The 26045-nt window shown below is 67.9% G+C and carries 23 protein-coding genes; 10 read left to right on the forward strand and 13 right to left on the reverse strand.

The features are described from left to right. Positions 1-388: 388 nt before the first annotated feature. Positions 389-1576 (reverse strand): M20 aminoacylase family protein, encoded by a 1188-nt coding sequence (locus WT60_RS31530; protein WP_038753109.1) that lies wholly within the window; start codon positions 1574-1576, stop codon positions 389-391. Between the two features lie 134 nt (positions 1577-1710). Between WT60_RS31530 and WT60_RS31535 the strand changes: the two genes are divergently transcribed. Together WT60_RS31535 and WT60_RS31540 are read left to right on the forward strand one after the other, a co-directional pair. Further along, a complete protein-coding gene (locus tag WT60_RS31535; protein ID WP_038753096.1) occupies positions 1711-2610 on the forward strand; it encodes a LysR substrate-binding domain-containing protein in 900 nt (299 codons plus the stop codon). Positions 2611-2844: 234 nt separating this feature from the next. After that, entirely contained in the window at positions 2845-3627 is a 783-nt protein-coding gene (locus WT60_RS31540; protein ID WP_038753094.1) for an ABC transporter substrate-binding protein, read from the forward strand. Between the two features lie 410 nt (positions 3628-4037). On the opposite strand, the gene WT60_RS31545 is transcribed toward WT60_RS31540, so the two are convergent. Beyond that, positions 4038-6158 (reverse strand): acyltransferase family protein, encoded by a 2121-nt coding sequence (locus WT60_RS31545; protein ID WP_060355244.1) that lies wholly within the window; start codon positions 6156-6158, stop codon positions 4038-4040. 268 nt (positions 6159-6426) lie between these two features. Between WT60_RS31545 and WT60_RS31550 the strand changes: the two genes are divergently transcribed. Further along, positions 6427-7542 carry a succinylglutamate desuccinylase/aspartoacylase family protein gene (locus tag WT60_RS31550; protein ID WP_038753106.1) on the forward strand — a complete coding sequence of 372 codons (1116 nt, stop codon included), beginning with the start codon at positions 6427-6429 and terminating at the stop codon, positions 7540-7542. Positions 7543-7736: 194 nt separating this feature from the next. Here WT60_RS31550 and WT60_RS31555 read toward each other — a convergent pair whose 3' ends face one another. After that, positions 7737-8546, reverse strand: coding sequence for a MetQ/NlpA family lipoprotein (locus tag WT60_RS31555; RefSeq protein ID WP_038753092.1), 810 nt, complete (start codon positions 8544-8546; stop codon positions 7737-7739). A gap of 303 nt (positions 8547-8849) precedes the next feature. Here WT60_RS31555 and WT60_RS31560 point away from each other — a divergent pair, with 303 nt between their 5' ends. The 4 genes from WT60_RS31560 to aac(6') all read left to right on the forward strand — a co-directional run bounded on the left by WT60_RS31560 (position 8850) and on the right by aac(6') (position 11756). Then, on the forward strand, positions 8850-9998 hold the full coding sequence (locus tag WT60_RS31560; protein WP_038753090.1) for a porin: 1149 nt from the start codon (positions 8850-8852) through the stop codon (positions 9996-9998). A 208-nt stretch (positions 9999-10206) separates the two neighbouring features. Next, complete coding sequence (locus WT60_RS31565) at positions 10207-10467, forward strand: DUF2866 domain-containing protein (RefSeq protein WP_038753088.1); 261 nt, start codon at positions 10207-10209, stop codon at positions 10465-10467. Between the two features lie 417 nt (positions 10468-10884). Beyond that, positions 10885-11268 carry a DUF6232 family protein gene (locus WT60_RS31570; RefSeq protein WP_059575493.1) on the forward strand — a complete coding sequence of 128 codons (384 nt, stop codon included), beginning with the start codon at positions 10885-10887 and terminating at the stop codon, positions 11266-11268. After that, positions 11265-11756, forward strand: a complete 492-nt coding sequence (gene aac(6') / locus WT60_RS31575) for an aminoglycoside 6'-N-acetyltransferase (RefSeq protein WP_059646231.1) — start codon at positions 11265-11267, stop codon at positions 11754-11756. Before WT60_RS31570 ends, aac(6') begins: the two co-directional genes overlap by 4 nt. A 10-nt stretch (positions 11757-11766) precedes the next feature. Here the strand turns inward: aac(6') and dhaL are convergent, their stop codons facing one another. Genes dhaL through WT60_RS31610 form a run of 7 tightly spaced genes read right to left on the reverse strand, consistent with a single transcriptional unit; the run spans position 11767 to position 18974 of the window. Next, positions 11767-12426, reverse strand: a complete 660-nt coding sequence (gene dhaL, locus WT60_RS31580) for a dihydroxyacetone kinase subunit DhaL (RefSeq protein WP_059575498.1) — start codon at positions 12424-12426, stop codon at positions 11767-11769. Then, positions 12423-13427: a dihydroxyacetone kinase subunit DhaK gene (locus tag WT60_RS31585; protein WP_060355213.1), complete on the reverse strand. Its 1005-nt coding sequence runs from the start codon at positions 13425-13427 to the stop codon at positions 12423-12425. The genes dhaL and WT60_RS31585 overlap by 4 nt, the downstream gene beginning before the upstream one ends. 3 nt (positions 13428-13430) lie before the next feature. Continuing rightward, a complete protein-coding gene (locus WT60_RS31590) occupies positions 13431-14567 on the reverse strand; it encodes an alcohol dehydrogenase catalytic domain-containing protein (RefSeq protein ID WP_038753079.1) in 1137 nt (378 codons plus the stop codon). 57 nt (positions 14568-14624) lie between these two features. After that, positions 14625-15395: an SDR family oxidoreductase gene (locus tag WT60_RS31595; protein WP_038753077.1), complete on the reverse strand. Its 771-nt coding sequence runs from the start codon at positions 15393-15395 to the stop codon at positions 14625-14627. Between the two features lie 11 nt (positions 15396-15406). Further along, positions 15407-16435, reverse strand: coding sequence for a substrate-binding domain-containing protein (locus WT60_RS31600; RefSeq protein WP_038753075.1), 1029 nt, complete (start codon positions 16433-16435; stop codon positions 15407-15409). A gap of 35 nt (positions 16436-16470) precedes the next feature. Next, positions 16471-17460, reverse strand: coding sequence for an ABC transporter permease (locus WT60_RS31605; RefSeq protein ID WP_038753073.1), 990 nt, complete (start codon positions 17458-17460; stop codon positions 16471-16473). Beyond that, positions 17457-18974, reverse strand: a complete 1518-nt coding sequence (locus WT60_RS31610; RefSeq protein WP_059575502.1) for a sugar ABC transporter ATP-binding protein — start codon at positions 18972-18974, stop codon at positions 17457-17459. Before WT60_RS31610 ends, WT60_RS31605 begins: the two co-directional genes overlap by 4 nt. 239 nt (positions 18975-19213) lie before the next feature. Between WT60_RS31610 and rpiB the strand changes: the two genes are divergently transcribed. From rpiB to WT60_RS31625, 3 genes are all read left to right on the forward strand, one after another. Next, positions 19214-19708 carry a ribose 5-phosphate isomerase B gene (gene rpiB / locus WT60_RS31615; RefSeq protein WP_038753069.1) on the forward strand — a complete coding sequence of 165 codons (495 nt, stop codon included), beginning with the start codon at positions 19214-19216 and terminating at the stop codon, positions 19706-19708. A gap of 34 nt (positions 19709-19742) precedes the next feature. After that, on the forward strand, positions 19743-20705 hold the full coding sequence (locus WT60_RS31620; protein ID WP_038753067.1) for a sugar-binding transcriptional regulator: 963 nt from the start codon (positions 19743-19745) through the stop codon (positions 20703-20705). A 373-nt stretch (positions 20706-21078) separates the two neighbouring features. Beyond that, a complete protein-coding gene (locus WT60_RS31625; RefSeq protein ID WP_236860897.1) occupies positions 21079-23187 on the forward strand; it encodes a S46 family peptidase in 2109 nt (702 codons plus the stop codon). A gap of 66 nt (positions 23188-23253) precedes the next feature. On the opposite strand, the gene WT60_RS31630 is transcribed toward WT60_RS31625, so the two are convergent. The 3 genes from WT60_RS31630 to WT60_RS31640 all read right to left on the reverse strand — a co-directional run bounded on the left by WT60_RS31630 (position 23254) and on the right by WT60_RS31640 (position 26041). Further along, entirely contained in the window at positions 23254-24453 is a 1200-nt protein-coding gene (locus WT60_RS31630; RefSeq protein ID WP_059671543.1) for a porin, read from the reverse strand. A 234-nt stretch (positions 24454-24687) separates the two neighbouring features. Beyond that, the gene (locus WT60_RS31635) at positions 24688-25143 is read right to left on the reverse strand and encodes an LOG family protein (RefSeq protein ID WP_081989953.1); all 456 of its coding nucleotides are present in this window, start codon (positions 25141-25143) and stop codon (positions 24688-24690) included. A 70-nt stretch (positions 25144-25213) separates the two neighbouring features. Beyond that, positions 25214-26041, reverse strand: a complete 828-nt coding sequence (locus WT60_RS31640) for an ABC transporter permease subunit (protein ID WP_060355216.1) — start codon at positions 26039-26041, stop codon at positions 25214-25216. Positions 26042-26045: the final 4 nt, after the last annotated feature.

The following is a 26045-nucleotide window of genomic DNA, read 5'->3' on the forward strand; positions in this document are numbered from 1 at the left end:
GCCGCTTCACATACCGACTCACACACCGCTTCACACACCGATTCGCACGCCAACTTGCAACCCATTCGCACGCCGCTTCGCGGAGCCGACAAACACGGCCTATTCGAAGCGACGCGTAGCGACACCAAGCAACGAAGTCCGGCGAGCCGGCATCGAAGCCATCGAATCGGCGGAAGCGGCGCGCGGCAACCGTCCAGGCGTCGCGCGCGCCGCCCGCGTCGGTCGGCAACGCCCGCCCGTGCGCACCGCGCATCAGTCGCGAACCGCGCACCCGGCCGATCCACCGATCCACCGATCCGCCGATCCGCCGATCCACCAATCCGCCGATTTGCCGCCCGGCCGCCCCACCGGCGCTCCGCAAACGCGTCTGCGCCGCCGACGCGCACGCCTACCGCCCGAGATACCGCTCGACGAGCCGCGCCCAGAACGCCGCGCCGATCACGAGATTGCGATCGTTGAAGTCGTATTTCGGGTTGTGCACCATGCAGCCGTCCTCGCCCGCGCCGTTGCCGAGCCGCACGAACGAGCCCGGCCGCCGCTGCAGCATGAACGCGAAATCCTCGCTGCCCATCAGGATGTCGGCCTGCTCGACGACGTTGCGCTCGCCGACCAGTTCCTTCGCGACCTGCGCGGCGAAATCGGTTTCGTCGTCCGAATTGACGACGACCGGATAGCCTTCGATGTACTCGACGCTCGCCGTCGCGCCGTAGCTCGCCGCCTGCGCGTCGACGAGCGCCGCGATGCGGCGCTTGAGCAGCGCGCGCACCGCCGGATCGAATGAGCGCACCGACAGTTCGAGCCGCGCGCCGTTCGGAATGACGTTGTTCGCGGTGCCCGCGTGCAGCGAGCCGACCGTGACGACGGCAGGCTGCGCGGGATCGACGTTGCGCGCGACGATCGTCTGCAGCGCCATCACGATGCTCGCCGCGACGACGATCGGATCGACCGCGAGATGCGGCCGCGCCGCGTGGCCGCCGACGCCGTGAATCTCGATCACCGCCTTGTCGCCCGCCGACATGAACGCGCCGCGCCGCGTGAGGAACACGCCCGGCTCGACGCCCGGATGATTGTGCATCCCGAACACCGCGTCGCACGGGAAGCGCTCGAACAGGCCGTCGTCGATCATCCGCTTCGCGCCGCTGTCGACGCCGTGCTCCTCGGCCGGCTGGAAATAGAGATGGACGGTGCCGCAGAAGTTTCGCGTCTGCGCGAGCCGCCATGCGGCGCCGAGCAGCATCGTCGTGTGGCCGTCGTGGCCGCACGCGTGCATCTTGCCGGGCACGGCGCTCGCGTACGGCAGCCCGGTCGCCTCGACGATCGGCAGCGCGTCCATGTCCGCGCGCACGCCGACGCGGCGCGCGCCGTCGCCCGCGCGCAACGTGCCGACGACGCCCGTTCCGCCGACGCCGCGCGCCACCTGCCAGCCCCACGCCTCGAGCTTGCCGGCGACGAGCGCGGCGGTCTCGAGCTCCTCGTACGCGAGCTCCGGATGGCGGTGAATGCGATGGCGGATTTCGCGCAATTCGTCGGCGAGCGGGGCGAGGTCGTCGACCCCGGTCAAGCGTGCGTCGTTCATCGAAGGCTCCGTGACGGCGGCGCCCGGACAATCGGACGCGCAGAAGCGGGCCACTATAGCCACGCCATAACGATTCAATAAGATGCAGTTTTTTTCACCGCGATAAACTGCGTTTATCACCCGCCCTCGCCGCCATGAAGCTCCAGCAACTGCAGGCGTTCGTCGCCGCCGCCCACCACAAGAGCCTGCGCGCCGCCGCGCGCGAGCTCGGCGTCACGCAGCCCGCGATCACGCACACGATCCGCGAGCTCGAAAGCGCGCTCAACGCCGAGCTGCTCGTGCGCAGCGTGCGCGGCGTCGAGCTCACCGCGTGCGGCCATGCGCTGCTGCCGCGCGCCGAACAGCTGCTCGGCGACATGCGCCGCACCGTCGAGGCGGTCGAGCAGGTGAGGGGCGAGCTGTCCGGGCGCGTCGCGGTCGGCACGATGCCGTCGATCGCGCTGACCGCGCTGCCGCGCGCGGTGATGAAGTTTCGCGCGACGATGCCGCGCGTGAGCCTGTCGCTCGAGGAAGTCACGGTGCCCGATGCGCTCGCGCGGCTGCGCAACGGCGAGCTCGACATCGCCGCGATCCATCACATTCCCGCGCTCGAGCGCGACTTCACGCAGTTGCCGCTGTGCTCGACGGAGTTCGTCGTCGCGATGCGCGAAGGCCATCCGCTCGCGGGCGCGCGGCGGCTGTCGGAGCTGCTCGACGCCGAATGGATCGTCACGGTCGGCGCCGATCACTTTCCGCACAGCGTGATGATGTCGATGTTCAACGCGCACGGGCTGCCGCTGCCGCAGCGGCTGCTGCGCGCGCCGTCGTCGTTCGCGGTGACGCTCGGGCTCGTCGCGCGCTCGGACGTGATCGGCTGCTTCACGAAGCCGCTCGCGGCGATGGTCGCGCCGCTCGGCATTCGCGCCGCGCGCCTCGACGACACGCTGCCGAGCTACGACCTGTCGATCCTGTCGCGCCGCGACCTGCTGCCGACGCCCGCCGTCACGCAGTTCATCGCATGTCTTCGCCAGGCGGCCGACGAAACGTTGACGTAAATCATTCCTCGAGCGGCAACGTCGCGCCGTGCCGCGCAAACCGCCTCGGCGCGCGCCGGACCGCTATCGGGTCTTCCACTAGGCAGCCTCGCGCTATTTTGTCTTGGTAATCTTGGCACACCGCTCGTCCCGCACCGGACGAGGGCACCAGTCAGCCCGGCCGCAGCCGCGCCGGGCAGCAAGCGCATCCGCGGCACGACCGCGCGCAACCATCGAACTACACGAGGAATAACAGTGAAAAAATTCTTGGCGGCTTTGACCGTGGCCCTGCTGGCCGTGTCGGCAGGCGGCGTCCAGGCGAAGGATTGGTCGACGATCCGTTTCGGCGTCGACGCGAGCTACCCGCCTTTCGAATCGAAAGGCCCGGACGGCAAAGTGGTCGGCTTCGACGTCGATCTCGGCAACGAGATCTGTAAGCGTGTGAAAGCCAAATGCGTGTGGATCGAAAACGACTTCGACGGCATGATCCCCGCGCTGAAGGCGCGCAAGTTCGACGGCGTGCTGTCGTCGATGTCGATGACGCCGCAGCGTGAAGAGCAGATCGCGTTCTCGTCGAAGCTGTTCAACACGCCGACGCGCCTCGTCGCGAAGAAGGGCGCGAACGTGATGCCGACGGCGGATTCGCTGAAGGGCAAATCGGTCGGCGTCGAGCAAGGCACGATCCAGGAAACCTACGCGAAGACCTACTGGGCGCCGAAGGGCGTGAAGGTCCAGCCGTACCAGAATCAGGACCAGGTCTACGCCGACCTGATCGCCGGCCGCCTCGACGCGGCGCTGCAAGACGCGGTGCAGGCCGACATCGGCTTCCTGAAGACGCCGCGCGGCAAGGACTTCGCGTTCGCCGGCTCGGACCTCGACGATCCGAAGACGCTCGGCGAAGGCGCGGGCATCGGCCTGCGCAAGGAAGACACCGATCTGAAGGCGAAGATCGACAAGGCGATCGCCGACATGCGCAAGGACGGCACGTACGACAAGATCGCGAAGAAATACTTCGACTTCAACGTGTACGGCAAGTAAGCCGGCTCGCGCGCGGCGCGTCCGGCAGGGCGCGCCGCCGCGGTTCGCGGCGAAAACGGGCTTCGCTTCGCGGCGAAGCCCGTTTTTTTTGCGCGCGGCCGCGCCGGTGTCCGCCATCGGGCACGCGTCGCCGTCGGACAGCGGAGCCGCTCGACGTGAGCCGGATCGGAATGTCCCGGCGCGCGAGTCTGCCGACGAAGCGGCCGCCGACAGCTTGCCTTTCGCCTGCCGGCTTCTTGTCTGCCGGCTTTTTGTCTGCGCGATTTTTGTCCGCCCGTTTTTCATCCACCTGCCGCGCCGGCTCGTCGCGCTATCGAGACGGCCCATCACGGCGCGCCTTCCCTTCATCGACCGTCGGCGCTCGCGATCGCCTCGCGCCTCGATCCGATCGGCACGGCGCAAGCAACTCGCTACGCAGCGCCCATCATCTGACGCATGAACGCCTCGAAACCCGGAAGCACGCGCGAATTTCCATAGCCGCTGATGTGGTCGCCGTCGAAGAACAACGGCCGCCCGCCGTCGTACGCCGAGCACGTCTTCTCGCCGCACAGGAGCGGCAGCGGGTCCCACGTGCGGACGTCCGGCACCCGGGCGGCGATCCGCGCGTACGATTCCAGCACGGGCGCCCTCAGTTCGTCGATCTCGCCGCGGCCGACGAGCGGGCCGTGCGCGCAGATCGCGTTGCGTCGATTGAACCAGTCCGAGCAGCGGTACGGAACCATCCGGAAAACCGGCGGCGGCGCTTCGAGCACGATCCGCGCGCCGCGTCGCTCGATGTCCCGCAATACCGGGATGGCGGCCGCGACGGCCCGATCGCGCTGCTCGGCCGCATCGCCGCCGAACATCAGGCGGCGCGCGGCTTCGTCGCCGACGAACGCCCACTGCGTGGTCAGCCGCGGCAGGCGAAGCGACGGAAGAAACACGACGTCTCCGGGCTCGAGCTTCGACAGCATGTCCAGCCGCGCCGCGTCGCCGTACCGGCGGCATCCGGGATCGCCGCGCTCGCGCCACGGCTGCAGACTGACGAACGGACATCCCGCGTTGTTGTACGAATAGACGGCGATGCCCGTGCGCACGACGAACTGCTTGAACATGCCCGCATACGCCATCGCGTGTGAATCGCCGATCACGAACACGCGATGCCGGCTTGCCGGCCGCAGGTCGCAGTGCTTGCGCGAATAGATCCAAAGCTTGCCGCCGTCGACGTCGGCGCTGTCGACATCCGCGACGCAACCCGGATACGCGGCGTTCGTGTCGGCGCCGTACGGATACCAGTCGAGCCGATTTCGCGCGACGGTGCTGAGCGATAGCTGCGGCTGCGCGGCGGCCAGCATCGATGAGAATGCCGCGCCCGCCGCCATCGCGCCCGTCGTGCACGCGAGCACGACGAAGCGCGGCGCCCGCCGCGCGGATGCTCCGCGCCGAAACGGCGTCTCGACGAAGCGATACGACGCGGCCGACAGCGCGAACGCGAGCACCAGCGCGCACGCGCGGCTGCTGGCCGAATCGAGCCCGACCGTCCAGCGAAGCACGACGAAGATCGGCCAGTGCCACAAGTAAAGCGAATAGGAAATCCTGCCGACGAAGCGCAGCGCCCGGTTCTCGAGCGCCGTGGAGATCGGTCCCGCATGCCCGCGCCCGTGCAGCAAGCCGAGCAGCCCCAGCGTGCCGGCGACGGGAACGATCGCGCCGGGAAACGGATAGAGCGCCGGCCTCGACACGACGAATCCGGCCAGCACCGCGGCCGCCGACGCCCACGCGCCCGCCCGGATCGCGGGCGTCGCCGGCAATCGCGCCGGCTTGCCCGACGCGAATCCGAAGCACGCCATGCACTGATGAAGCAGGACGCCCGCGGCGAGTTCCCAGAAGCGCCCGAAGATGAAATAGAACGCCTGCGCGTGCCGCGCGGGGCCCGTCCAGAGCGCCCACGCGAGCGACGCGCCGAGCCCGGCCGCGAACAGCGCGGTCGACACGTATCGGCGGTCCCTGCCCGCGATCCACGGCCAGAACAGCAATGGGAAAATCGCATAGAACTGCTCCTCGACGCCGAGCGACCAGGTATGCGTATACGGGTTGAATTCCGCCTTCGGCGAAAAATAATCGCCGCCCGTCGCGCCGAGGATCACGTTGCTCGAGCCGAAGAATGCGAGCAGCGCGGTTTTCTGGTTTCTGTCGCTCAGATAGGAAGCCGGGATGAAGAGCGCCGCGAGCAGGCCGGTCGCGAGCAGGACCACGAAGAGCGCCGGCAGAATTCGCCGGATGCGCCGGGCGTAAAAAAACAAAAGAAATTGCCCGAACGACATCGGCCCCCGATTCGCGACCGACGCGCTCACGACGAAGCCGGAAATCACGAAAAAGATATCGACGCCGGAAAAGCCGCCCGGCAGCCAGCGCGCGTCCAGGTGGTACAGCACCACGGACAGCACCGCCCATGCGCGCAGGCCGTCGACGTACGGCAAGTAGGCGCTCGTCTCGCGCGCGCCCGGCAAGCCCGCCCGGCTGCCCGTCAACTGCAGTTCGCTCACTGTCATCGGATCGATCCCCGGCCGCGCCTTCGCCGCACGCGCGCTCACGCTAAAAAAAATCGACGCCCCGCACCCGCTGCGGCCAACAGTGTATCGATTAAAAAATCGCCATAATTTTGATCCGCCGAATGCGCGAATTTCGACGCAAGTCATTGATTGAACAGAAAAACCGTGCGCATACAGCACAGGTTTGGTGCATCCGCGACGATCCACGTACAATCATCGATTCACCGACATCGAACGACGCGCGGCGGCTGCGCCGCTCATTCCCATCATGCAAACGCAGACCCATCCGCTGATCTCGCCGGCCGTCGGCACGGCGCGCCACATCACGAGCTTCCATTACGGCCCGCGCAGCGGGAAGAAGGTGTACATCCAGGCGTCGCTGCACGCGGACGAGCTGCCCGGCATGCTCGTCGCGACGCTGCTGCGCCGCAAGCTCGCGGCGCTCGAGACGGCGGGCAAGCTGCGCGCCGAGATCGTCGTCGTGCCGGTCGCGAATCCGATCGGCCTCGCGCAGCACGTGTTCGGCGATCACCTCGGCCGCTTCGAGCTCGGCTCGATGCAGAACTTCAACCGCAATTTCCACGACCTCGCGGCGCTCGTGATCCCGCGCATCGAGGGCAGCCTCACGCACGACGCGGCCGCGAACCTCGCCGCCGTGCGCGGCGCGATGCGCGAGGCGCTCGACGAGCAGCAGCCGCGCACCGAGCTCGAATCGCAGCGGCTCGCGCTGCAGCGGCTGTCGCACGACGCCGACATCGTGCTCGACCTGCATTGCGACTGCGACGCGGTGATGCACATCTACACGAATCCGGACCTGTGGGAAGACGTCGAGCCGCTGTCGCGCTATCTGGGCGCGAAGGCGTCGCTGCTCGCGCTGAACTCGGTGGGCAATCCGTTCGACGAGATCCACAGCTTCTGCTGGTCGGAGCTGCGCCATCGCTTCGGCGAGCGTCATCCGATTCCGAACGGCACGATCTCGGTGACGGTCGAGCTGCGCAGCGAGCGCGACGTGTCGTACGAGCTCGCCGAGCACGACGCGCAGGCGCTGATCGAATACCTGACGCTGCGCGGCGCGATCGACGGCGCGCCCGCGCCGCAGCCGCCGCTCGAATTCGCGGCGACGCCGCTCGCGGGCACCGATCCGCTCGTCGCGCCGATGTCGGGGGTGATCGTGTTCCGCACGCCGGTCGGCGTGTGGATCGAAGCGGGTCAGGAAGTGGCCGACATCGTCGATCCGCTGACCGACCGCGTCGTCACGCTCAAGAGCAGCGTGTCCGGCGTGCTGTACGCGCGGCAGATCGCGCGCTTCGCGACGGCCGGCATGGAGGTCGCGCGCATCGCCGGCGCGACGCCGATCCGCAGTGGATCACTGCTGTCGGCCTGAGCGCGCGAGCGGCGGCGGCGGCGGTGCGTCGAACCGTCACGTGAAAAAAACTCGCCCGCGCAATGCGGGCGAGTTGCTTACCGGCTCTATTCGAATGGACGGGCGCGTCCCGCCCGAGCCTTTATGAGCACCGCTCGCTGCGATGCTTCCGGGCGCACGCTTCGCGCGCCGCCCGCCCCTGTCGGCCTCGTTCGTCAGAACGCCGGAATGATCGCACCGTTGAATTTCGTTTCGATGAATTTGCGCACGTCGTCCGATTCGTACGCGGCGACGAGCTTCTTCACCCAAGGCTTGTCCCTATCCTGCGCACGCACCGCGATCAGGTTCGCGTACGGGCCCTTCAGGTCCTCGATCGCGATCGCGTCCTTCACCGGCGACAGCCCCGCCTTCACCGCGTAGTCGGTGTTGATCGACGCCGCGTCGAGATCCGGCAGCGCGCGCGGCAGCTGCGCGGCGTCGAGCTCGACGAGCTTGATCTTCTTCGGATTCTCGGCGACGTCGAGCGGCGTCGCGTTCACGCCGTTCGCGCCGGCGCCCGGCTTCAGCTTGACGACCCCGTACTTCTGCAGCAGCAGAAGCGCGCGGTTGCCGTTCGACGGATCGTTCTGAATCCCGATTTTCGCGCCGACGGGCAGATCCTTCAGCGATTTGAGCTTCTTCGAATAGAAGCCCATCGGCGACGTGTACGTGAGCCCGACGCTCACGATCTTGTAGCCGCGCTGCTTGATCTGGCTGTCGAGGAACGGCTGGTGCTGGAAGCCGTTCGCGTCGAGATCCCCGGCGTCGAGCGCCGCGTTCGGCTGCACGTAATCGTTGAATTCGATCACCTTGATCGCAAGCCCGTCGCGCGCGGCGACCTTCGTCACCTCCGTCCAGATCTGCGCGTCCGGGCCGCTCATCGTGCCGATCTTCAGCGCCGGGCCGCCCGCGTGCGCGAGCGTCGCCGCGATTGCAAACGCCGCGCCGCCGGCCGCCCGGCGGAAGATCGAAACAAATCGTTGCATGGCTTGTCCTCGCATCCCGTCATGTGGAAAGCGCGCATCGTCGCATGTGGCGTCGAAGGGACAAACCAAGCAATTTTCATACATATATTCCTGCGCCCGGTCAATCAACCGGCCAAATCGGTATAACGCGGCCGGCGCAAGTCGCCATCATCACGTGTGGCGTGGGCGCGACACACCGTGAACATGTCCGCAATTGTCATATTCATTAAGCGCCCCGTCGATACAGTGCGCTTCCGTTCCCCTTCCAAACGCCTTAAAGAGCGCAGCGGAACCGCAAACATTCTTACTGCTCGGAGATTTGCCTTGAACAAGAAACTGTTGACCACCGCTATCCTCGCCGCGACCGCGAGCGCGGCTCACGCACAAAGCAGCGTCACGCTGTACGGCCTCATCGACGCCGGCGTCAGCTATGTGAACCACAGCAAGAGCGCCAACGGCAGCAGCAAGCTCTTCAAGTACGACGACGGCATCGCCCAGGGCAGCCGTTGGGGCCTGCGCGGCGCAGAAGACCTCGGCGGCGGCCTGAAGGCGATCTTCGTGCTCGAAAACGGCTTCAACAGCGGCAACGGCACGATCGGCCAGGGCGGCGCGATCTTCGGCCGCCAGGCCTATGTCGGCCTGTCGCACAAGGACGCCGGCACGCTGACGTTCGGCCGTCAGTACTCGTTCTCGACCGACATCCTCGGCTCGAACTACTCGACGGGCGGCAACACGGTCGCGGGCAACTACGCGTACCACGTGAACGACATCGACCAGCTGACGTCGAGCCGCATCAACAACGCGGTGAAGTTCCAGAGCGCGAACTACTCGGGCTTCACGTTCGGCGCGTTGTACGGCTTCTCGAACTCGACGTCGTTCGCCGGCGCGCCGGCGACGACGAACGGCACGACGACGACGCCCGGCTCGTCGCGCGCGTACAGCTTCGGCCTGAACTACGCGAACGGCCCGATCGGCCTCGGCGCCGCGTACACCGACATCCGCTATCCGGGCCAATCGACGCCCGCGTTCACGACCAACATCGCGAACCTGACGATCAACAACGTCCGCGACCTGCGCAGCCTCGGCGTCGGCGGCCGCTACATCTGGGGCCCGGCAACCGTCTGGGCGCTGTGGACGAACACGCGCCTCGAGCCGGTCACGGGCGGCAGCACGACGTACAACGCATACGAAGCCGGCGGCAAGTATGCGTTCACGCCGGCGCTGTCGGCGGGCGTCGGCTACACGTACTCGCGCGTGTCGGGGGCGAACTCGGGCCACTGGAACCAGGTCAACGGCGCGCTCGACTACGCGCTCAGCAAGCGCACCGACGTCTACCTGCTCGCGGTCTATCAGCAGGCGTCGGGCAAGGGCCTGCAAGCGCAGATCGGCTCGAGCACGAGCTACTTCAACACGTCGGGCACCGGCTCGAAGAACCAGATCGCCGCGCGCGTCGGTATCCGCCACAAGTTCTGAGCATTCGCTCGACAACTCGCGGCACACTACGGCAAAAGCGCCCCGCCTCGTGCGGGGCGCTTTTTTTGCTGCTTTTAAGTTTCGTTTAATTCTGGGTTGAGAGGATGCTCACACCCCCCCTGTTGGCCGCCTGAGCATCGGCGGCATTTTTTTTACCCGGATTGCGGCGGCGTAGACCGTCCAACGCAAGACAGGATCGGAGGAAACGATGGTCGAAGATACCGTTTTCAGCGGCCTGCGCACGTTACTCACGCACGAACACGCGTTCCCCGTGCAAAGCTGCCGCGTGTCGGTTGCGATGCAGCGCCCGTGGGGGCGCCCGTATCGGCTCGTCGAATGGACGATGCATCTCGATGCGCCCGCGCGCCGCCAGGTCGTGCCGGCCGAGAGCACCGAGGCGGAGATCGCCGAGGCGGTCGCGTCGCACGTGCCCGGGCGTCTGTACGAAGGCGGCACCGCGCTCTACTGACAAGCGCCGCGGCTTCGTTCGCCGCTCGGCGCGACGAGGGCCTGCGCACACGTCGCGGCACGCCCCGGCCGCGCGCGCTTCGGCGCTCCCGCGCCAACGCGCGGCTTTCGCTCGCTGCCGGCGCGCTTGCCTCTCTCTTCCCTCGCTTTTCACGTTCCATCCCTTCTTTCGCCGCTTCGCCGCTTCGCCGGATGAGCCGGCGTGACCCGCCGCGCTCGCGAGCCGCTCCCCGTTCGTCGCATTCGCGAACCGCGCCGGCCAGGCCGCGTTCCCGCCGCCGTGGCCGGCAGTCCTTGCCGATTCGCCCGTTCGCCGCGCGCGACGCGCGTTCCCGATGTCGGCGTCGTGCGTCAGCGGGCCTCGTTCGCGCATCGGTCAAATCTGCTACGCTGCGCGTTTTCGATTGACACCCTTTTGATGGAAAACGCCTTCAACGAACACGGCGTCATGGTCACGCGCAACGGCCTGTCCGCCGCCGGGCAAATCTTTGCGCTGCGCGAGATTCGCGGCGTCGAGGTTCTCACCGTCAGGAAGAACAAGATCGTTCCGTACGCGATCTCGCTGATCGGCGTCGCCGCCGCCGTCGCGGGCGGCTCGCTCGGCTCGAGCGCGACGCTCGTCGCGGGCGTGATGCTCGTCGTCGTCGGCTATCTCGCGTGGACCACGCAGGACGTCACGCATCGGCTCATCGTCGACATGCCCGACGGCAAGCGCGAGGCGATCACGAGCGTCGACCGCGAATTCGTCGAGCGCGTCGCGCAAGCGGTGAACGCCGCACGCGCCGCGGCTGCGGCAACTTGACGCACTCGCTTGCGCATTTCACGATTCGCGCCGCCGAGGCGTCCGACGACGACGCATGGCGTCGGCTTCGGCGCGCGCTGTGGCCGCATGCCGACGACGCCGCACACGCGCGCGACATCGCGCGACAACTCGGCGCGCCGGATCGACATGCCTGCTTCATCGCATCGGCGGCGGATGGCGCCGCGCTCGGCTTCGCCGAAGTCGCTGTTCGGCGCGACTACGTGAACGGCTGCGATACGTCGCCCGTGCTGTTTCTCGAAGGCATCTTCGTCGCTCCGGCCGCGCGCCGCCGCGGCGTCGCGCGCGCGCTGTGCTCGGCCGCCGCCGCGTGGGGCGAGGCGCGCGGCTGCGCCGAATTCGCGTCGGACGCGCCGCTCGAGAACGCCGCGTCGCACGCGCTGCATCGCGCGCTCGGCTTCGCCGAAACCGAGCGAGCGGTCTTCTTTCGCAAGGCGCTCCAGCGCCGACGCGGCGGCTTATCCGGATAGTTCGGCCCGGTCAGTTCAGCCGCGCGCCGATCGAGCTCGCGATGCTGCACAGAATCAGGCAGCACGACGCCGCCCCCGCATCGAGCGTGCCGACCGACCGCTCGCCGAGCCGCGCCGCCCGTCCGATCCTCGCCTGCAGCCAGCGCGTCGACTCCTTGCCGCGCTCCGCGGCCGCGCTCATCGCGGCGAGCGCGTGGCGAAAATCGTCGCCCGCGCGCAGCGCTTCGTGAAACGCGGCATCAGCCGGCGCGAGCGTGTCGATCAGCGTCTTGTCGCCGACCTTCGCGTCGCTGATGGCCTGCACGCCCGCCAACCCCGCCGACAGCGCTTCGCCGAACAGTGTCGCGTCGAGCGTGTCGCGCCCCTTCAGCACCACGGCGAAATCCATGAAGAAGCTGCCGTAAAGCGGGCCCATCGATCCGCCGATGCCGTCCAGGAGCGAGGTCGACAACATATCGAGCGCATCCGGCAGGCTCGTCGCGCCGCGCGCGTCGAGCCGCTCGCCGCATTGGCCGAAGCCCTTGCTCATGTTGATGCCGTGATCGCCGTCGCCGATCGCCGCGTCTATTTCGGATAACTGATCGCGATTGCGCCGGATCACGTCGACGAGCTCGCGCACGACGAAACCGGCGCCGGCGAGCGGCAGGCTCTGAAGGGTGGCGGCGTTCATGCGCGGCCTCCAACGGTGAGGCCGATGCTGCTGCACGGCGCGGCGAACAGTTGCTTCAGCTCGTCGTCGAGCCGGGTGATCGTCAGCGTGACGCCCATCATCTCGAGCGACGTGAACAGATTGCCGACGAGGCGAAAGCCGATCTTCAATCCGGCAGCCGCGAGCCGCTCCGCTACTTCGGCATACAGAATATATTGCTCCATCAGCGGCGTCGCGCCGAGTCCCGACACGAGCACGGCCACCTCCTCGCCGCGTTCGAGCGGAAAATCCGGCAGCACGATGTCGAGCATCATCGCGGCCATGTCCTTCGCGCTCACCGTGCGCATCACGCGCACGCCGTGCTCACCGTGGTGGCCGATGCCGACTTCCATCTCGCCGTCGGCGATGTGGAAATTCGCCTTGCCGTTCGCCGGAATCGTGCACGCGGACAGCCCGATGCCGACCGAGCGCGTGTTGTCGATCGCCTTGCGCGCGCTCGCGATCACCGCGTCGAGATCGCCGCCCGCCGCCGCGCGTGCGCCGCCCGCCTTCCACATCAGGATCTCGCCCGCGACGCCGCGACGCTTCGCGCGTTCGTCGCGCGGCGCCGACGCGACGTCATCGTTCGCGACGACGGTCTTCACGCAGATGCCCTGCGCGGCCGCCATCTTGATCGCCATCTTCACGTTCATGTTGTCGCCCGCGTAATTGCCGTACAGGCATGCGACGCCCGCACCGCGATCGGCGCGCCGGAACGCGTCGAGAAAGCTCTTCGCGGTCGGCGACGAGAAAATCTCGCCGACCGCGACCGCGTCCACGAGCCCCGGCCCCGCGTAGCCGAGAAACGCCGGCTCGTGGCCCGAGCCGCCGCCCGTGACGACGCCGACCTTGCCCACCGCCGGCCGTGCGACGCCGATCACGCGCGGATTGTCCGCATCGAGCGTGAGCTCCGGATGCGCGGCGGCGATCCCGCGCAGCATATCCTCGACGACGTAGTCGGGATGATTGATGACACGATTCATGCATTAACCTCGTGGGTCCAGGACGACCTTCAACGATTGCTCGCCGCGCTCCATCACCGCGAATGCGTCCGCGAAGCGCGACAGCGGGAACGTGTGCGTGACGATGCCGCGCACGTCGATCTTGCGTGAGCCGATGAACTCGATCGCGCGCGGGTACATGTACGGGCCGAGATGCGAGCCGAGCACGTCGAGCTCCTTGCGGTCGCCGATGATCGACCAGTCGACGGCCGCGTCGTCGTTGAACACGCTGAACTCGACGAAGCGGCCGAGCTTGCGCAGCATCGCGAGGCCCTGACCGACCGCGCGATGGTGGCCCGTCGCCTCGATGTAGATGTCGCAGCCGTAGCCGCCCGTGATCGACCGGATCTTCTCGATCACGTTCTCCTCGCCCGGATTCCACACTTCGTCCGCGCCCATTCCGAGCGCGAGCGCCGCGCGCTCGGGCTTCATGTCGAGCACGATCAGCTTCTTCGGATGGCGCAGCCGCACCGCGCCGATGATGCCGAGCCCGAGCGTGCCCGCCCCCGCCACGACGACCACGTCGTCGAAGCCGACGTTCGCGCGATCGGCCGCATGAAGCGAGCACGACAGCGGCTCGATCAGGATCGCCTCGTCGACCGGAATCGAATCGGGCACCTGGTGGACGATCGCCTCCTTCGTGAAGATCATGTACTCGGCCATCGCGCCGTGCACGTTGTTCTGGAATCCGTACAGATCGTGCTTCTGGCACATCCAGTACTGGCCGTGCCCGCAGAAGCGGCACCCCCAGCACGGCACGATCTGCTCGGAGATCACGCGATCGCCGATCTTCACGCCGCGCCGCTCGGCGAGCGGCCCGAGCGCGACGACGCGGCACACGAACTCGTGGCCCGGAATCATCGGCGGCTTCACGTAGCGCGGCTGCACCGCGTCGCCCCAGAACGACGGCGCGCCGCGGAACGTCTTGATGTCGCCCATGCAGATGCCCACGCGCTCCACTTCGGTCAGAATCTCGTCGGGCCCCGGCTTCGGCACGGGCACCTGCTCGAGGCGGTAATCCTGCGGGCCGTGACAGACCACGGCGCGCATCGTGGCGGGCAGCGCGCCCGCGTCGCTGCGCTCGGCCGCGCGTTGCGGCGGCGCTTCGGCTATCGACGACATGCAACGTCTCCTATGTTTTCGTCGGTCGGTTGTTCAGACGGCGGCTCGGCCGCCGCTTCAACGCGCGGTATAGCCGCCGTCGATCACGACGTTCTCGCCCGTCATCATCGCGGCCGCGTCGCTCAGCAGATAAAGCACCAGCGCGGCGATCTCGTCCGGCTGCGCGAAGCGGCCGGCCGGAATCTCGCGCTTCGCGCGCTCGCCGGCTTCGCCCGCCCACGCCTGCTTGCCGAGCTCGGTTTCGACGATCGTCGGCGACACCGCGTTCACGGTGATCCCGTGCGGCGCCCATTCGAGCGCGAGCACCTTCGTCATCCCGACGATCGCGGCCTTGCTCGCGCAATACGCGGCGTGCCTGTCGAGCCCGACCACGCTCGCCTGCGACGCGAGATTGACGATCCGCCCCCCGCGCCCGCCCGCGATCATCTGCCGCGCAACCGCCTGCGCGACGAAGAACGACGCCTTCACGTTGATCGCCATCGTCGCGTCCCACGCGGCCTCGCCGACGTCGAGCGCCTTGTCCAGCAGCGCGACGCCCGCGCTGTTGACGAGCAGATCGACGCCGCCGAAGCGCGACGCGACGAGCTCGACGGCAGCCTGCGCGGCCGAGCAGTCGCGCAGGTCGAGCGACATCCCGCTATGGCGCGCGGCGCCGCCTTCGAGCATCGCGGCGATCCGCATCGTTTCGGGATGCCGATCGACGAGCGCGACGCTCGCGCCGCGCTGTGCGAGCAGTTTCGCGCACGCGTGCCCGATGCCCGCCGCGCCGCCCGTCACGAGCGCGACGCGGCCCGTCAGATCGAACGCCCTGTCCCAGAGATTCGTCATGGCCGCCTCGCTCAACCGCCCGTGACCTGCTTGTACAGCTGATCGGCGTTCGCCGGCGTGACGGGCACCCACGGCAGGATGTAGCGCTTCGCGGTGCCGCCGTCCCACTTCAGATCCTTCGCGTAGCGCTGCCAGATCACCGACTGCGGCTTGTAGCTCGCGCCGACTAACTGCCGCAGCACGAGATCGAGCGCGCCTTGCGACTGCGCCTGCGCATCCTGCAGGAACGTCGTGATCTCGCCGCGCTTGGCCGCCTGGATCGCGTCGGGCATGCCGTCGATCGACGTGATCGGGATGTCCTTCGGCGTGAGCCCGCGATTCTTGACCGCCTGCAGCGCGCCAAGCGCCATGTCGTCGTTCTGCGCGATCACGCCGTTGATCTGCTTCGGATGCGCGTTGAGCCAGTCTTCCATCAGGTTCATCGCTTCCGCGCGCGACCAGTTCGCGGTCTTCTTCTCGATCACCTTGATGCCCGGATACTTCGCGAGCACTTCCATCTCGCCCTTCTCGCGATCGATCTGCGCGGACTGGCCGATCGGCCCCTGGATGATCACGACGTTGCCCTTGCCGCCGATCTGCCTGGCGAGCGCTTCGGCCTGCAGGCGGCCGCCCTCGACGTCGTCGTTACCGATGTACGGCACCTTCGGCGTCGCGAGCATCGTGTTCGACGCGATGAGCGGCGTGTCCGACGCGGCCGCGCGCGTGGCCACGCCGATGCCCGCCTTCGTGTCGATCGGCACGAACAGAATGCCGCTGTACTGCTGCGTGAGCATCGTCTCGATCTGGTTGTTCTGCGTGAGCGCGTCGTAGTTGCCGTCGAACACCGTGAGCTGCACCGCGCCGCTCTTCACGGCCGGATGCGCCTTGATCTCACGCACCCAGTTCTGCATGAACTGGCCTTTCATCCCGTAGACCGCCGCGCCGACGCGATACGGTCCGCTCGCCGCGTGCGCCGCGCCCGGCGCCGCCGTGATCGCGAGCGTCGCGCCGAGCGCCGCGGCGGCCGCGAAGCGGCCGAACCAGGTCTTTCGTGTTTGCATTGTCGTCTCCTCCGTCCGGATGGGAATGCGCTGCGTCAGCGCTGCTGTTTGCGGGCCACGTCGATGAGCACGGCCAGCACGATGATGAGCCCCTTGGCGATCTGCTGGTAATACGACGACACGCCGAGCAGGTTCAGCCCGTTGTTGATCACGCCGATCAGCAGCGCGCCGAACAGCGTGCCGACGACGCCGCCCTGTCCGCCCGACAGGCTCGTGCCGCCGATCACGACGGCCGCGATCGCATCGAGCTCGTACGACACGCCCGCCTGCGGCAGCGCGGACGTCGTGCGCGCGGCGAGAATCATCCCGGCGAGGCCCGCGAGCGCGCCCGACACGACGTACACCGAGAACACGACCTTGCGCACGCCGATGCCGGACGTGCGCGCGCTCTTCTCGTTGCCGCCGACCGCATACAGATAGCGGCCGTACGTCGTGTAGCGCAGCACCCACCAGCACGCGAGCGCGACCGCCGCGAAGATCAGCACCGGCATCCCGAGCGGGCCGAGCTTGCCGACGCCGAGCGACAGATAATCGTCGGGCAGGTTCGCGACCGGGCTGCCGTCGTTGACGATGTAAGTGACGCCGCGCGCGATGCTGAGCATCCCGAGCGTCGCGACGAACGGCGGCACGTTAAAGCGCGCGATCGTCACGCCGTTGATCGCGCCGAGCGCCGCGCCGCACGCGACGCCAGCTGCGAGCGACGCCGCGAGCCCGTGCCCCGCCGCGCCGGCGAGGCCGCTCACGATGCCGGCGAGCGCGAGCACCGAGCCGACCGACAGGTCGATGCCCTTGGTTAGGATCACGTATGTCATGCCGATCGCGAGAATCCCGTTGATCGACGTCTGCCGCAGGATGTCGCTCCAGTTGCGCCACGTGAGGAAGTACGGGCTCGCGAATGCGAGCACGACGCACAGCGCGACGAAGATGATCGGGATGCCGAAGCGGCTTGCGAGCTCGGCGACATTCACGCGCTTCGGCGCCGCATCGAGACGGGACAGGGTCTGGGTATTCATGGTCTTGTTCATGAAGCGAGATGGAGCAGGGATTCCTGAGTGGCGCCGTCGCCCGGACAGATCGCCGCGACGCGGCCGCCCTTGAACACCGCGATGCGATCGCTCAGATACAGCAGCTCGGGCGCCTCCGACGACACGACGATCACCGCGCCGCCGTCGCGCGCGAACGCATCGAGCAGCCGGTAGATTTCCTGTTTCGCGCCTTCGTCGATGCCGCGCGTCGGCTCGTCGCAAAGCAGCAGCACGGGCTCGGTCGACAGGCATTTCGCGAGCACGACCTTCTGCTGGTTGCCGCCGCTCATCGCCGACACGGGCATGCGCAGCGACGCGGCCTTGATCCGCAGCCGCTCGACCATCGATTGCGCGAGGCGGCGCACGCGCGAACGCCGGATCACGCCGCCGCGCGACAGGCGCCGGTACGCGGCCATCGCGATGTTCTCCTGCACGCTGCCCGTCAGCACGAGGCCCGAATCCTTGCGGTCCTCGGTGACGAGCGCGATGCCCGCGCGAATCGCCCGCGCGGGATCGCCCTGCGGCAGCGGCGCGCCGCCGAGCGTCGCGGCGCCGGCGTCGGGCCGCGTCAAGCCGTACACGCAGTTGAGGAATTCGCTGCGGCCCGAGCCCATCAGCCCGTAGATGCCGAGGATCTCGCCGCGCCGCACGTCGAGGCTCACGTCTTCGAATTCGTCCGCGCGCGCGAGGCCCGTGACCCGCAGGCAAGGCTCGCCGTGCGCGGGCCGGCGCGCCTTGTCGACAGCGGGCATTTCGCGGCCGACGATCGCCCGCACGAGATGCGCGCGATCGATGTCGGCCATCCTGCCGCTCTCGACATACGCGCCGTCGCGAAACACCGTGTAGTCGTCGGCGATATCGAACAGCTCGCTCAGCCGATGCGACACGTAGATGATCCCGGTGCCGTGCGCGGTGACGTTGCGAATCGCGGCGAACAGCGTCTCGGTTTCGCGCTCGCCGATCGCCGACGTCGGCTCGTCCATGATCATCACCTGGCAGTCGTGGCTGAACGCCTTCGCGATCTCGACGAGTTGCGTCTGCGCGAGGCTCAGCCGATGCATCGGCGCGCCCGCGTCGATCGCGAAGCCGAGGCGGTCGAGCAGCGCCTGCGCGCGGCGCGTCAGCGCACGGAAGTCGACGACGATGCGCGCGCGGGTCGGCTCGCGGCCGAGGTACAGGTTCTCGGCCACCGTCATCCCCGGCACGGGCGACAACTCCTGCGTGATGATCGCCATGCGGTTCGCGAGCGCCTCGGCGGGCGACGCGAAATCGACGTCGCGGCCGTTCAGCCGGATCGTACCCTCGTCGCGACGCAAAAGCCCCATCAGGATGTTCAGGAACGTGGATTTGCCGGTGCCGTTGCCGCCGCACAGCGCGTGCACGCGCCCGGCCATGAGGCTCAATCGCCCGTCGCGCAATGCGCTCACGCCGTTGAACCGCTTCGCTACCTGACTTGCTTCGAGCAGAACAGGAGTCACTGTCGTATCCCGGATGGTGACTGAACTTTTGTTCATTCACGATGATTTGATACAGCGTGACGGCATGGTAATCATCGGTTTTTTGGTGTGTCAATTACTGGTAAACGCTAGCCACCATCGCCAAAATACCCATACTCTGTTGATTTTGATGGAAATATTCAATGTAATGCGATCAGTGAGCAAAATTTCATCCTTTGCCAAATGTTCAGACAGACCTTTATAATTGCTCAACCCTGCGCATTTGCGCACTCCACTCTGCCCTCCGGAGGTCCACCATGAAAGTGGCGATCGGCTGCGACGAAGCGGCCTACGCGCTCAAGGAGTCGATCAAGCGGCACCTGCGCGCGGCGCATCCCGAAGTCGAGCTGGCCGACTTCGGCACGCACAGCGCGGACGAGGCGGTGCTGTATCCCGACATCGCGATCGAAGTCGCGCAGCGGGTCGCGGCGGGCGAGTTCCCGCGCGCGATCCTGCTGTGCGGCACGGGCATCGGCGTCGCCATCTCCGCGAACAAGGTGCCGGGCATCCGCGCCGCGCAGTGTCACGACACCTATTCGGCCGAGCGCGCGCGGCGCAGCAACGATGCGCAGATCATCACGATGGGCGCGCGCGTGATCGGCACCGAGCTCGCGAACAGCATCGTCGACGCGTGGCTCAAGGCAGAATTCGACGGCGGCCGCTCGCAGCCGAAGGTGCAGCGGATCGCCGACTACGAACGCCGGACCGGCCTCACCCAGGCCGGCCCGAACGACGCGCACTGCGGTTCATGACGCCGCGCCGCGCGCCGCCCCACTCGATAACGACATGACGAACGAAGAACTCACGCAACTCGCGAAGTGCTATTACGTCGACGGGTTGACCCAGGAAGAACTCGCGCAGAAGTTCGCGATCTCGCGCCCGAAGGTGGGCCGGCTGCTCAAGCGCGCGATCGAAGAGGGCATCGTCGAGATCCGCGTGCGCCATCATCCGCGCGCGGTGCAGGAGCTCGAGCAGGAACTCGTCGCGCGCTTCGGCATCCAGCGCGCGATCATCTCGGTCGACCACAAGGATCAGGACAGCCAGCGCGAGCTGCTCGCGGGCCTCGTCGCGAGCTATCTCGACCGCGTGCTCGCCGACGGCGCGATCGTCGCCGTCGGCATGGGCCGCAACGTGAGCGCGGTGTCGCGCCACGCGGTGTCGACGACGCAGCGCAACTGCTCGTTCGTGTCCGCGATCGGCGGCTCGTATCGCGGCGGCGAGACGATGAACGCCGATCACATCTGCCGCCGCCTCGCCGCGCGCTTCGGCGGCGAGAGCGAGACGCTGTACGCGCCCGCGCTCGTCAACGATGCGCGACTCTTCTCCGCGCTGCTCGAGAACGACGTCGTGCGCCAGTCGCTCGACAAGGCGCGCCGCGCGTCGATCGCGCTCGTCGGGATCGGCGACATCCTCGAGGACAGCAACATGGTCCGCATGGGCTGGTTCACGCCCGAGGAGATGGCGGAGGCGAAGCGCGCGGGCGCGGTCGGCGACATCATGGGCTACGACTTCATCGACATCCACGGCCGCCCGGCGACGACGATGCTGCGCGGCCGCGTGATCGGCCTCACGCTCGAAGACCTGAAGCGGATTCCGAACGTGATCGCAACGGCGAGCGAGCCGACGAAGGCGACGGGCATCCTCGGCGCGCTGCGCTCCGGCGTGATCAACACGCTCGCGACCACGCAGTCGATCGCGCAAACGGTGCTGAGCCTCGCGCAGGCGACCGAGACGGCCGCAGCGGAATAGAGGCGCTTCGCACGGCGGCGGCGAGCCGCTCTCGGCGGCCGCTTCTCGCGCGCCCGAACGCGGGCCGCGCCGCCGCATCGGCGCATCGCTCGATCGACGAGCGAGAATTGAAAATGCGCGCACAGCCGCTACACTGTCGCGCGGCGAAGCCCCGCGCGCTGCACCCAGCTTTCGCTTCGTCAGCTTGAGCCGCCGCGGCCTACCCGGCCGCACGGCACCGCCCGCCCGCGCGCCGATCCGCGCGCAGGCGCCCGCATGCGAAGAACCATCCGAGGAACACATGCGATCACCCGCGTCACCCGCACCGTCAGTCGCCCGCTCCCTGCTTCTCGCCTGTGCGCTCGCCGCGAGCGCCGCCCAAGCCGACGAAGGCATGTGGCAACCGCCCCAGCTTCCCGGCCTCGCCGATACGCTCGAACAGCGCGGCCTCGCGCTCGACCCGCACACGCTCTCGACGCTGACCGCGTGGCCGATGGACGCCGTCGTCAGCCTCGGCTTCTGCACCGCGTCGTTCGTGTCGCCCGACGGGCTGATCGTCACGAACCACCACTGCGGCTACGGCGCGCTGCAATACAACTCGACGCCGCAGAACAACCTGATCGAAAACGGCTTTCTCGCGCGGCAACGCGGCAACGAGCTGCCCGCCGACCCGACTCAGCGCGTGTACGTCACCGAGCGGATCAGCGACGTCACCGGCAAGATCGAAGCCGCGCTCACGCCTGGCATGGCGGGTTACGCGCGCTACGTCGCGATCGACGCCGCGAGGAAGCGTCTCGTTCGGGACTGCGAGCAGCCCGGCTACCGCTGCGACGTCTACACGTTCAGCGGCGGCTACAGCTACCAGTTGATCCGGCAGCGCGAACTGCGCGACGTGCGGCTCGTCTACGCGCCGCCATTGTCGATCGGCAAGTTCGGCGGCGACGTCGACAACTGGACGTGGCCGCGCCACACGGGCGACTTCACCTTCCTGCGCGCGTACGTCGCGAAGGACGGCAGCGCCGCGCCGTATTCGAAGGACAACGTACCGTATCGCCCCGCGCATTGGCTGACGGTCAATCCGGGCGGCGTGAACGCGGGCGATTTCGTGATGGTGGCGGGCTACCCTGGGCGCACCGAGCGCTACCGGCTCGCCGACGAGTTGCAGAACGCGATCGACTGGCGCTATCCGACCGAAATCGGGATGGCGAAGGATAACCTCGCGATCATCGACGCGGCGAACAAGAAGAATCCGGCGGTCGGCGTGCTCTACGCGAACCGCGTCGCCGGGCTCAACAACAGGATGAAGAATTTCGAAGGCAACCTCGACGGGCTCGCGCACAGTTCCGCGCTCGCGGACAAGCGCGCCGACGAGGCCGCGCTCGATCGCTGGCTCGCCGCTCGGCCCGAAAGCGGCAAGCTCGACGGCGCGGGCCTGAAGGCCGATTTCGCTGCGCTCCGGCAGCTCGTCGCGCGGCGCAACACGCTGCGCGAGCGCGATTTCGTCAGCGAGCTGCTGTCGAACGTCGGGTTGTATCAGGCGTCCTACAAGATCGTCCGGCTCGCCGACGAAAAGCAGAAAGCCGACGACATCGAGCGCGAGACCGGCTATCAGAAGCGCGACGAGATCCGCATCGCGGGCGAGGCGCAGCGGCTCGAACGCACGATGAATCCGGCCGTCGACCAGCAGATGCTCGTCTATGCGCTCGAGCGCCACATGAAGCTGCCGGCCGGCCAGCGGTTCGCCGCGCTCGATCGCTGGCTCGCCGGCGCGTCGGACGATGCGTCGATCGCGAGCAAGGTCGCCGATCTCTATCGCGGCTCGAAGCTCGCCGATACCGCGACGCGAATGCGCTGGCTCGACGCGACGCCCGCGCAGATCGCCGCGAGCGACGACGGCTGGCTCGTGCTGATGCGCGCGCTGATGCCGGACCTGCTCGCGTACGAGCGCGAGCAGAAGTCGATCGCCGCCGACGATTCGCGGCTGCGGGCGCGCTACATGACCGCGCTGATCGCGTTCGAGCAATCGCGCGGCCGCCCCGTCTATCACGACGCGAACAGCTCACTGCGCGTGACGTTCGGCACGGTTCAGGGATATGCGCCGCGCGACGCGGTTCGCTATGCGCCGTTCACGACCGTCGACGGCATCGCACAAAAGCAGACGGGCGTCGAGCCGTTCAATGCGAGCGCCGAGCAGCTGGATGCGATTCGCAAGCGCGCGTTCGACGGCTTCGCGTCGCCGGCGCTCGGCACGCTGCCCGTCAACTTTCTCGCGAATCTCGACATCACGGGCGGCAACTCCGGCTCGCCGACGCTCGACAAGAACGGCCGGCTCGTCGGCCTCGCGTTCGACGGCACGTGGGAAGGCGTGAGCTCCGGCTGGCGCTACATGCCGGACATGGATCGATCGATCCACGTCGACGTTCGCTACATGCTGTGGGTGATGCATCATCTCGATCACGCGGACAATCTGCTGAGCGAGATGCGGGTGAGCGTGCCGCGCTGATCGCGGCACGAGCGCGCAGCGCCGGCGGCCCGTGCGAGACGGCCGGCGCTGCGCACGCATCGCGCGTCAGAACGTGTGGCGCACGCCGACGCGCACGAGCGTCTGCGTATCGCCCGCCGACGAGATGCCGTTGCCGACGTCGCCGACCGACGCCGTCGCAGCGACGACGTTGCCGTACGGATCGAGCGTCTTGCCGCTCGCCTTCTGATAGCCGACGAGGCCGTACAGCGCGGTGCGCTTCGACAGGTAGTAGTACGACGCGAAGTTCAGCTGATGGTATTTCGGTGCGGGCTGGCCGTCGATCGAGCTGCCGCGCGTGAAATCGTAGCCCGCCGCGACGCGCAGCGCCGGCGTCGCCTGCCACGACACGGTGCCGCCGATCGAGTTGTATGTCGCCGCGCCGTTGAACGTCGAGAACGAGCCGGACTTGTACCGCGTGTTGCTGTACGACAGGCCGAGCGTCACCGCGCCGATCTGATAGGTGCTCGCCGCGGCGACGATCTGCATGCTCTTCGCCGACGCGAAGCCTTCGTTGATCGATGAAGCGAACGTGCCGTCGTACGAGCCCGTCCATGCGCCGCCGTTCGCGCCGTACGCGTTCGTCGCGTACAGGTACGCGGCGCCGATCGAGAACGGCCCGTTCACGTACTGGCCGCCGACGCTCCACGTGTTCTGGTTCTTCACGCTGCCCGCCTGATTGCCGAAACCGTACAACGCGCCCAGCGTGAAGCCGCCGAACTTCGGGCTTACGTACTTGATCGAGTTGTTCTCGCGCGACTGGTTGTCGATGTTGTCGAGATCGCCCGGATGCGCGCCCATGCCGGTCAGGAACGTGCCCGCGCTGATCGTGCCGACGAAGTCGACGATCGGATCGTACTGGCGGCCCATCGTCAGCGTGCCGTAGCGTTCGCTCGACAGCCCCATCCACGCCTGTCGGCCGAACATCCGTGCGCCCTGCCCCGCCTGGCCCGTGCCGATGTTGAAGCCGTTCTCGAGCTGGAACACCGCGGCGAGGCCGCCGCCCAGATCTTCCTTGCCCTTCAGCCCCCAGCGGCTGCCCGACCAGGTGCCGCTCGCGAAGCTGTAGCTCGACGCGTTCCGATAGCTGACTGGCGAGCCGAGCGCGCCCTTGCTCTGCGCGACGCGCTGATCGCTCGTATAGCCGAGCCCCGCATCGACGATCCCGTAGAGCGTCACCGTGCCCTGCGCATGCGCGCCCGCACACACGCTCCCCGTCACCAACAATGCTGCTGCCGCCTTTTTCATGAATAGGATTCCTGCCAAATAGGATCAAAACGAATGAAGCGCCTTCCTCTGCCAACCTCGACGCGGCTAGGGCCTGCTCCCGCTAATAACGGGCTTGCGCTGGCCGCCAGAAGGGCCGAGCGCAAGGATTGCGACGAAGCGAATACTCGACGTATTCGCGAGGAGCATGACGCAGCGATCGGCCCTTCTGGCGGCCAGCCCCTCGACGGATTTTTTCGATCACGGGAACAGGCCCTAGACCGAATCGACGAGCCATTGCGCGACGCGCGCGAGCAGCGGCTCCGGCGCGCCGAAGTTCTCGACGCCCGTCACTTGCGGCGCATCGCAAATCGTGAAAACCGGCTTGCCCCACTGCAGGCCGAGCGCGATCTCGGACAACGTGCCGAGCCCGCCGCCGACCGCGATCAGGCACAGCGACGCGCGCGCGATCAGCGCGTTGCGCGTGATGCCGAGCCCCGTCGGCAGCGCGACGCTCAGATGCGGATTCGCGCCGGCCGCATCGTCCTCGGGCAACAGTCCGATCACGAGGCCATTCGCGCCGCGCGCGCCCCGCGCCGCCGCCTCCATCACGCCGCCCTTGCCTCCGCCGACGATCGCGATGCCCGCTGCGGCGAGCGCATGCGCGATCGTCTCCGCGATGTGCAGTTGCGCATCGGTCGCGTCACGCGGGCCGATCAGGCCGACCGGCATCAGATGGCGGCGCGGCCCCTGCTGGCGCCGCGCGACGCGCGCGAGCGCAACGTTCGCCCCCGGCGTGCGTTCAACGATGTCGTCGCGCAACGTATTCCCCCATCGCGAGCACGCACGTGCACAGCGCCGTCAACACGATCGACAGCACGGCGGCCTGCGAGAAATCGGTCTGCCCGTCGGACAGCTTCAGGTACATCAGGAGCGGCAGGATGTTGATCTGCGTGCCGGCGAGCGCGAGCGCGGTGCCGTACGTGCCGAGCGCGATCGCCGTCACGAGGCACCACGCGGCCGCGATCGACGGCCACAGTTCGCGCCATGCGACGTCGAGCCACGCGCGCCACGGCTTCGCGCCGAGCGACATCGCCGCTTCGAGCGGCCTGCGGTCGAGATTCGCGAATGCCGGAAACAGCATCAGCGCGACGCGTGGAATCAGGTAGTACGCGTATGCGACGACGAGGCCGAACGTCGTGTAGATCACGCCGCCGACTTTCGCGGCGTCCGCGCCGAGGCCGGCGAGCAGCGTCGTGACGAAGCCCGCGCGGCCGAAGGTCAGGATGAAGCCGTACGCGATCACGAGCCCGGAGAACGCGAGCGGCACGCCGAGCAGCGCGAGCGACCAGCGGCGCCGCGCGGGCGTCTGATCGGCAAGCGACATCGCGAGCGGCATGCCGACGCACGTCGACAGCGTGCCCGTGCCGATCGCGAGCGCGACCGAGCGGCCGATCGCGTCCGCGACGAGCGGATCGCGCAGCACGGCGCCGAACGCGCGGCCGCCTTCCGCGAACGCCGCGCTCACTAGCGCGGCGAGCGGCAGCACAAAGAAGAGCGCGAGCAGCCCGCCTGCCGGGGCCGCGCCGAAGCGGCGCAGCAGGCCGCCTTCGAGAGACGATCGTTGCACGTCG

Source organism: Burkholderia sp. MSMB617WGS (assembly GCF_001532025.2).
Lineage (GTDB): Bacteria > Pseudomonadota > Gammaproteobacteria > Burkholderiales > Burkholderiaceae > Burkholderia > Burkholderia savannae.

Coding starts and splice junctions, on each gene's coding strand:
- WT60_RS31625 (WP_236860897.1), top strand. CDS start 21,079: ATGTGGCAACCGCCCCAGCTTCCCGGCCTCGCCGATACGCTCGAACAG.
- WT60_RS31545 (WP_060355244.1), bottom strand. CDS start 6,158: ATGACAGTGAGCGAACTGCAGTTGACGGGCAGCCGGGCGGGCTTGCCG.
- WT60_RS31530 (WP_038753109.1), bottom strand. CDS start 1,576: ATGAACGACGCACGCTTGACCGGGGTCGACGACCTCGCCCCGCTCGCC.
- WT60_RS31630 (WP_059671543.1), bottom strand. CDS start 24,453: ATGAAAAAGGCGGCAGCAGCATTGTTGGTGACGGGGAGCGTGTGTGCG.
- WT60_RS31595 (WP_038753077.1), bottom strand. CDS start 15,395: ATGACGAATCTCTGGGACAGGGCGTTCGATCTGACGGGCCGCGTCGCG.
- WT60_RS31565 (WP_038753088.1), top strand. CDS start 10,207: ATGGTCGAAGATACCGTTTTCAGCGGCCTGCGCACGTTACTCACGCAC.
- WT60_RS31570 (WP_059575493.1), top strand. CDS start 10,885: ATGGAAAACGCCTTCAACGAACACGGCGTCATGGTCACGCGCAACGGC.
- WT60_RS31605 (WP_038753073.1), bottom strand. CDS start 17,460: ATGAACAAGACCATGAATACCCAGACCCTGTCCCGTCTCGATGCGGCG.
- dhaL (WP_059575498.1), bottom strand. CDS start 12,426: ATGAACGCCGCCACCCTTCAGAGCCTGCCGCTCGCCGGCGCCGGTTTC.
- WT60_RS31610 (WP_059575502.1), bottom strand. CDS start 18,974: ATGAACAAAAGTTCAGTCACCATCCGGGATACGACAGTGACTCCTGTT.
- rpiB (WP_038753069.1), top strand. CDS start 19,214: ATGAAAGTGGCGATCGGCTGCGACGAAGCGGCCTACGCGCTCAAGGAG.
- WT60_RS31535 (WP_038753096.1), top strand. CDS start 1,711: ATGAAGCTCCAGCAACTGCAGGCGTTCGTCGCCGCCGCCCACCACAAG.
- WT60_RS31620 (WP_038753067.1), top strand. CDS start 19,743: ATGACGAACGAAGAACTCACGCAACTCGCGAAGTGCTATTACGTCGAC.
- WT60_RS31590 (WP_038753079.1), bottom strand. CDS start 14,567: ATGTCGTCGATAGCCGAAGCGCCGCCGCAACGCGCGGCCGAGCGCAGC.
- WT60_RS31550 (WP_038753106.1), top strand. CDS start 6,427: ATGCAAACGCAGACCCATCCGCTGATCTCGCCGGCCGTCGGCACGGCG.
- WT60_RS31585 (WP_060355213.1), bottom strand. CDS start 13,427: ATGAATCGTGTCATCAATCATCCCGACTACGTCGTCGAGGATATGCTG.
- WT60_RS31635 (WP_081989953.1), bottom strand. CDS start 25,143: ATGCCGGTCGGCCTGATCGGCCCGCGTGACGCGACCGATGCGCAACTG.
- WT60_RS31600 (WP_038753075.1), bottom strand. CDS start 16,435: ATGCAAACACGAAAGACCTGGTTCGGCCGCTTCGCGGCCGCCGCGGCG.
- WT60_RS31555 (WP_038753092.1), bottom strand. CDS start 8,546: ATGCAACGATTTGTTTCGATCTTCCGCCGGGCGGCCGGCGGCGCGGCG.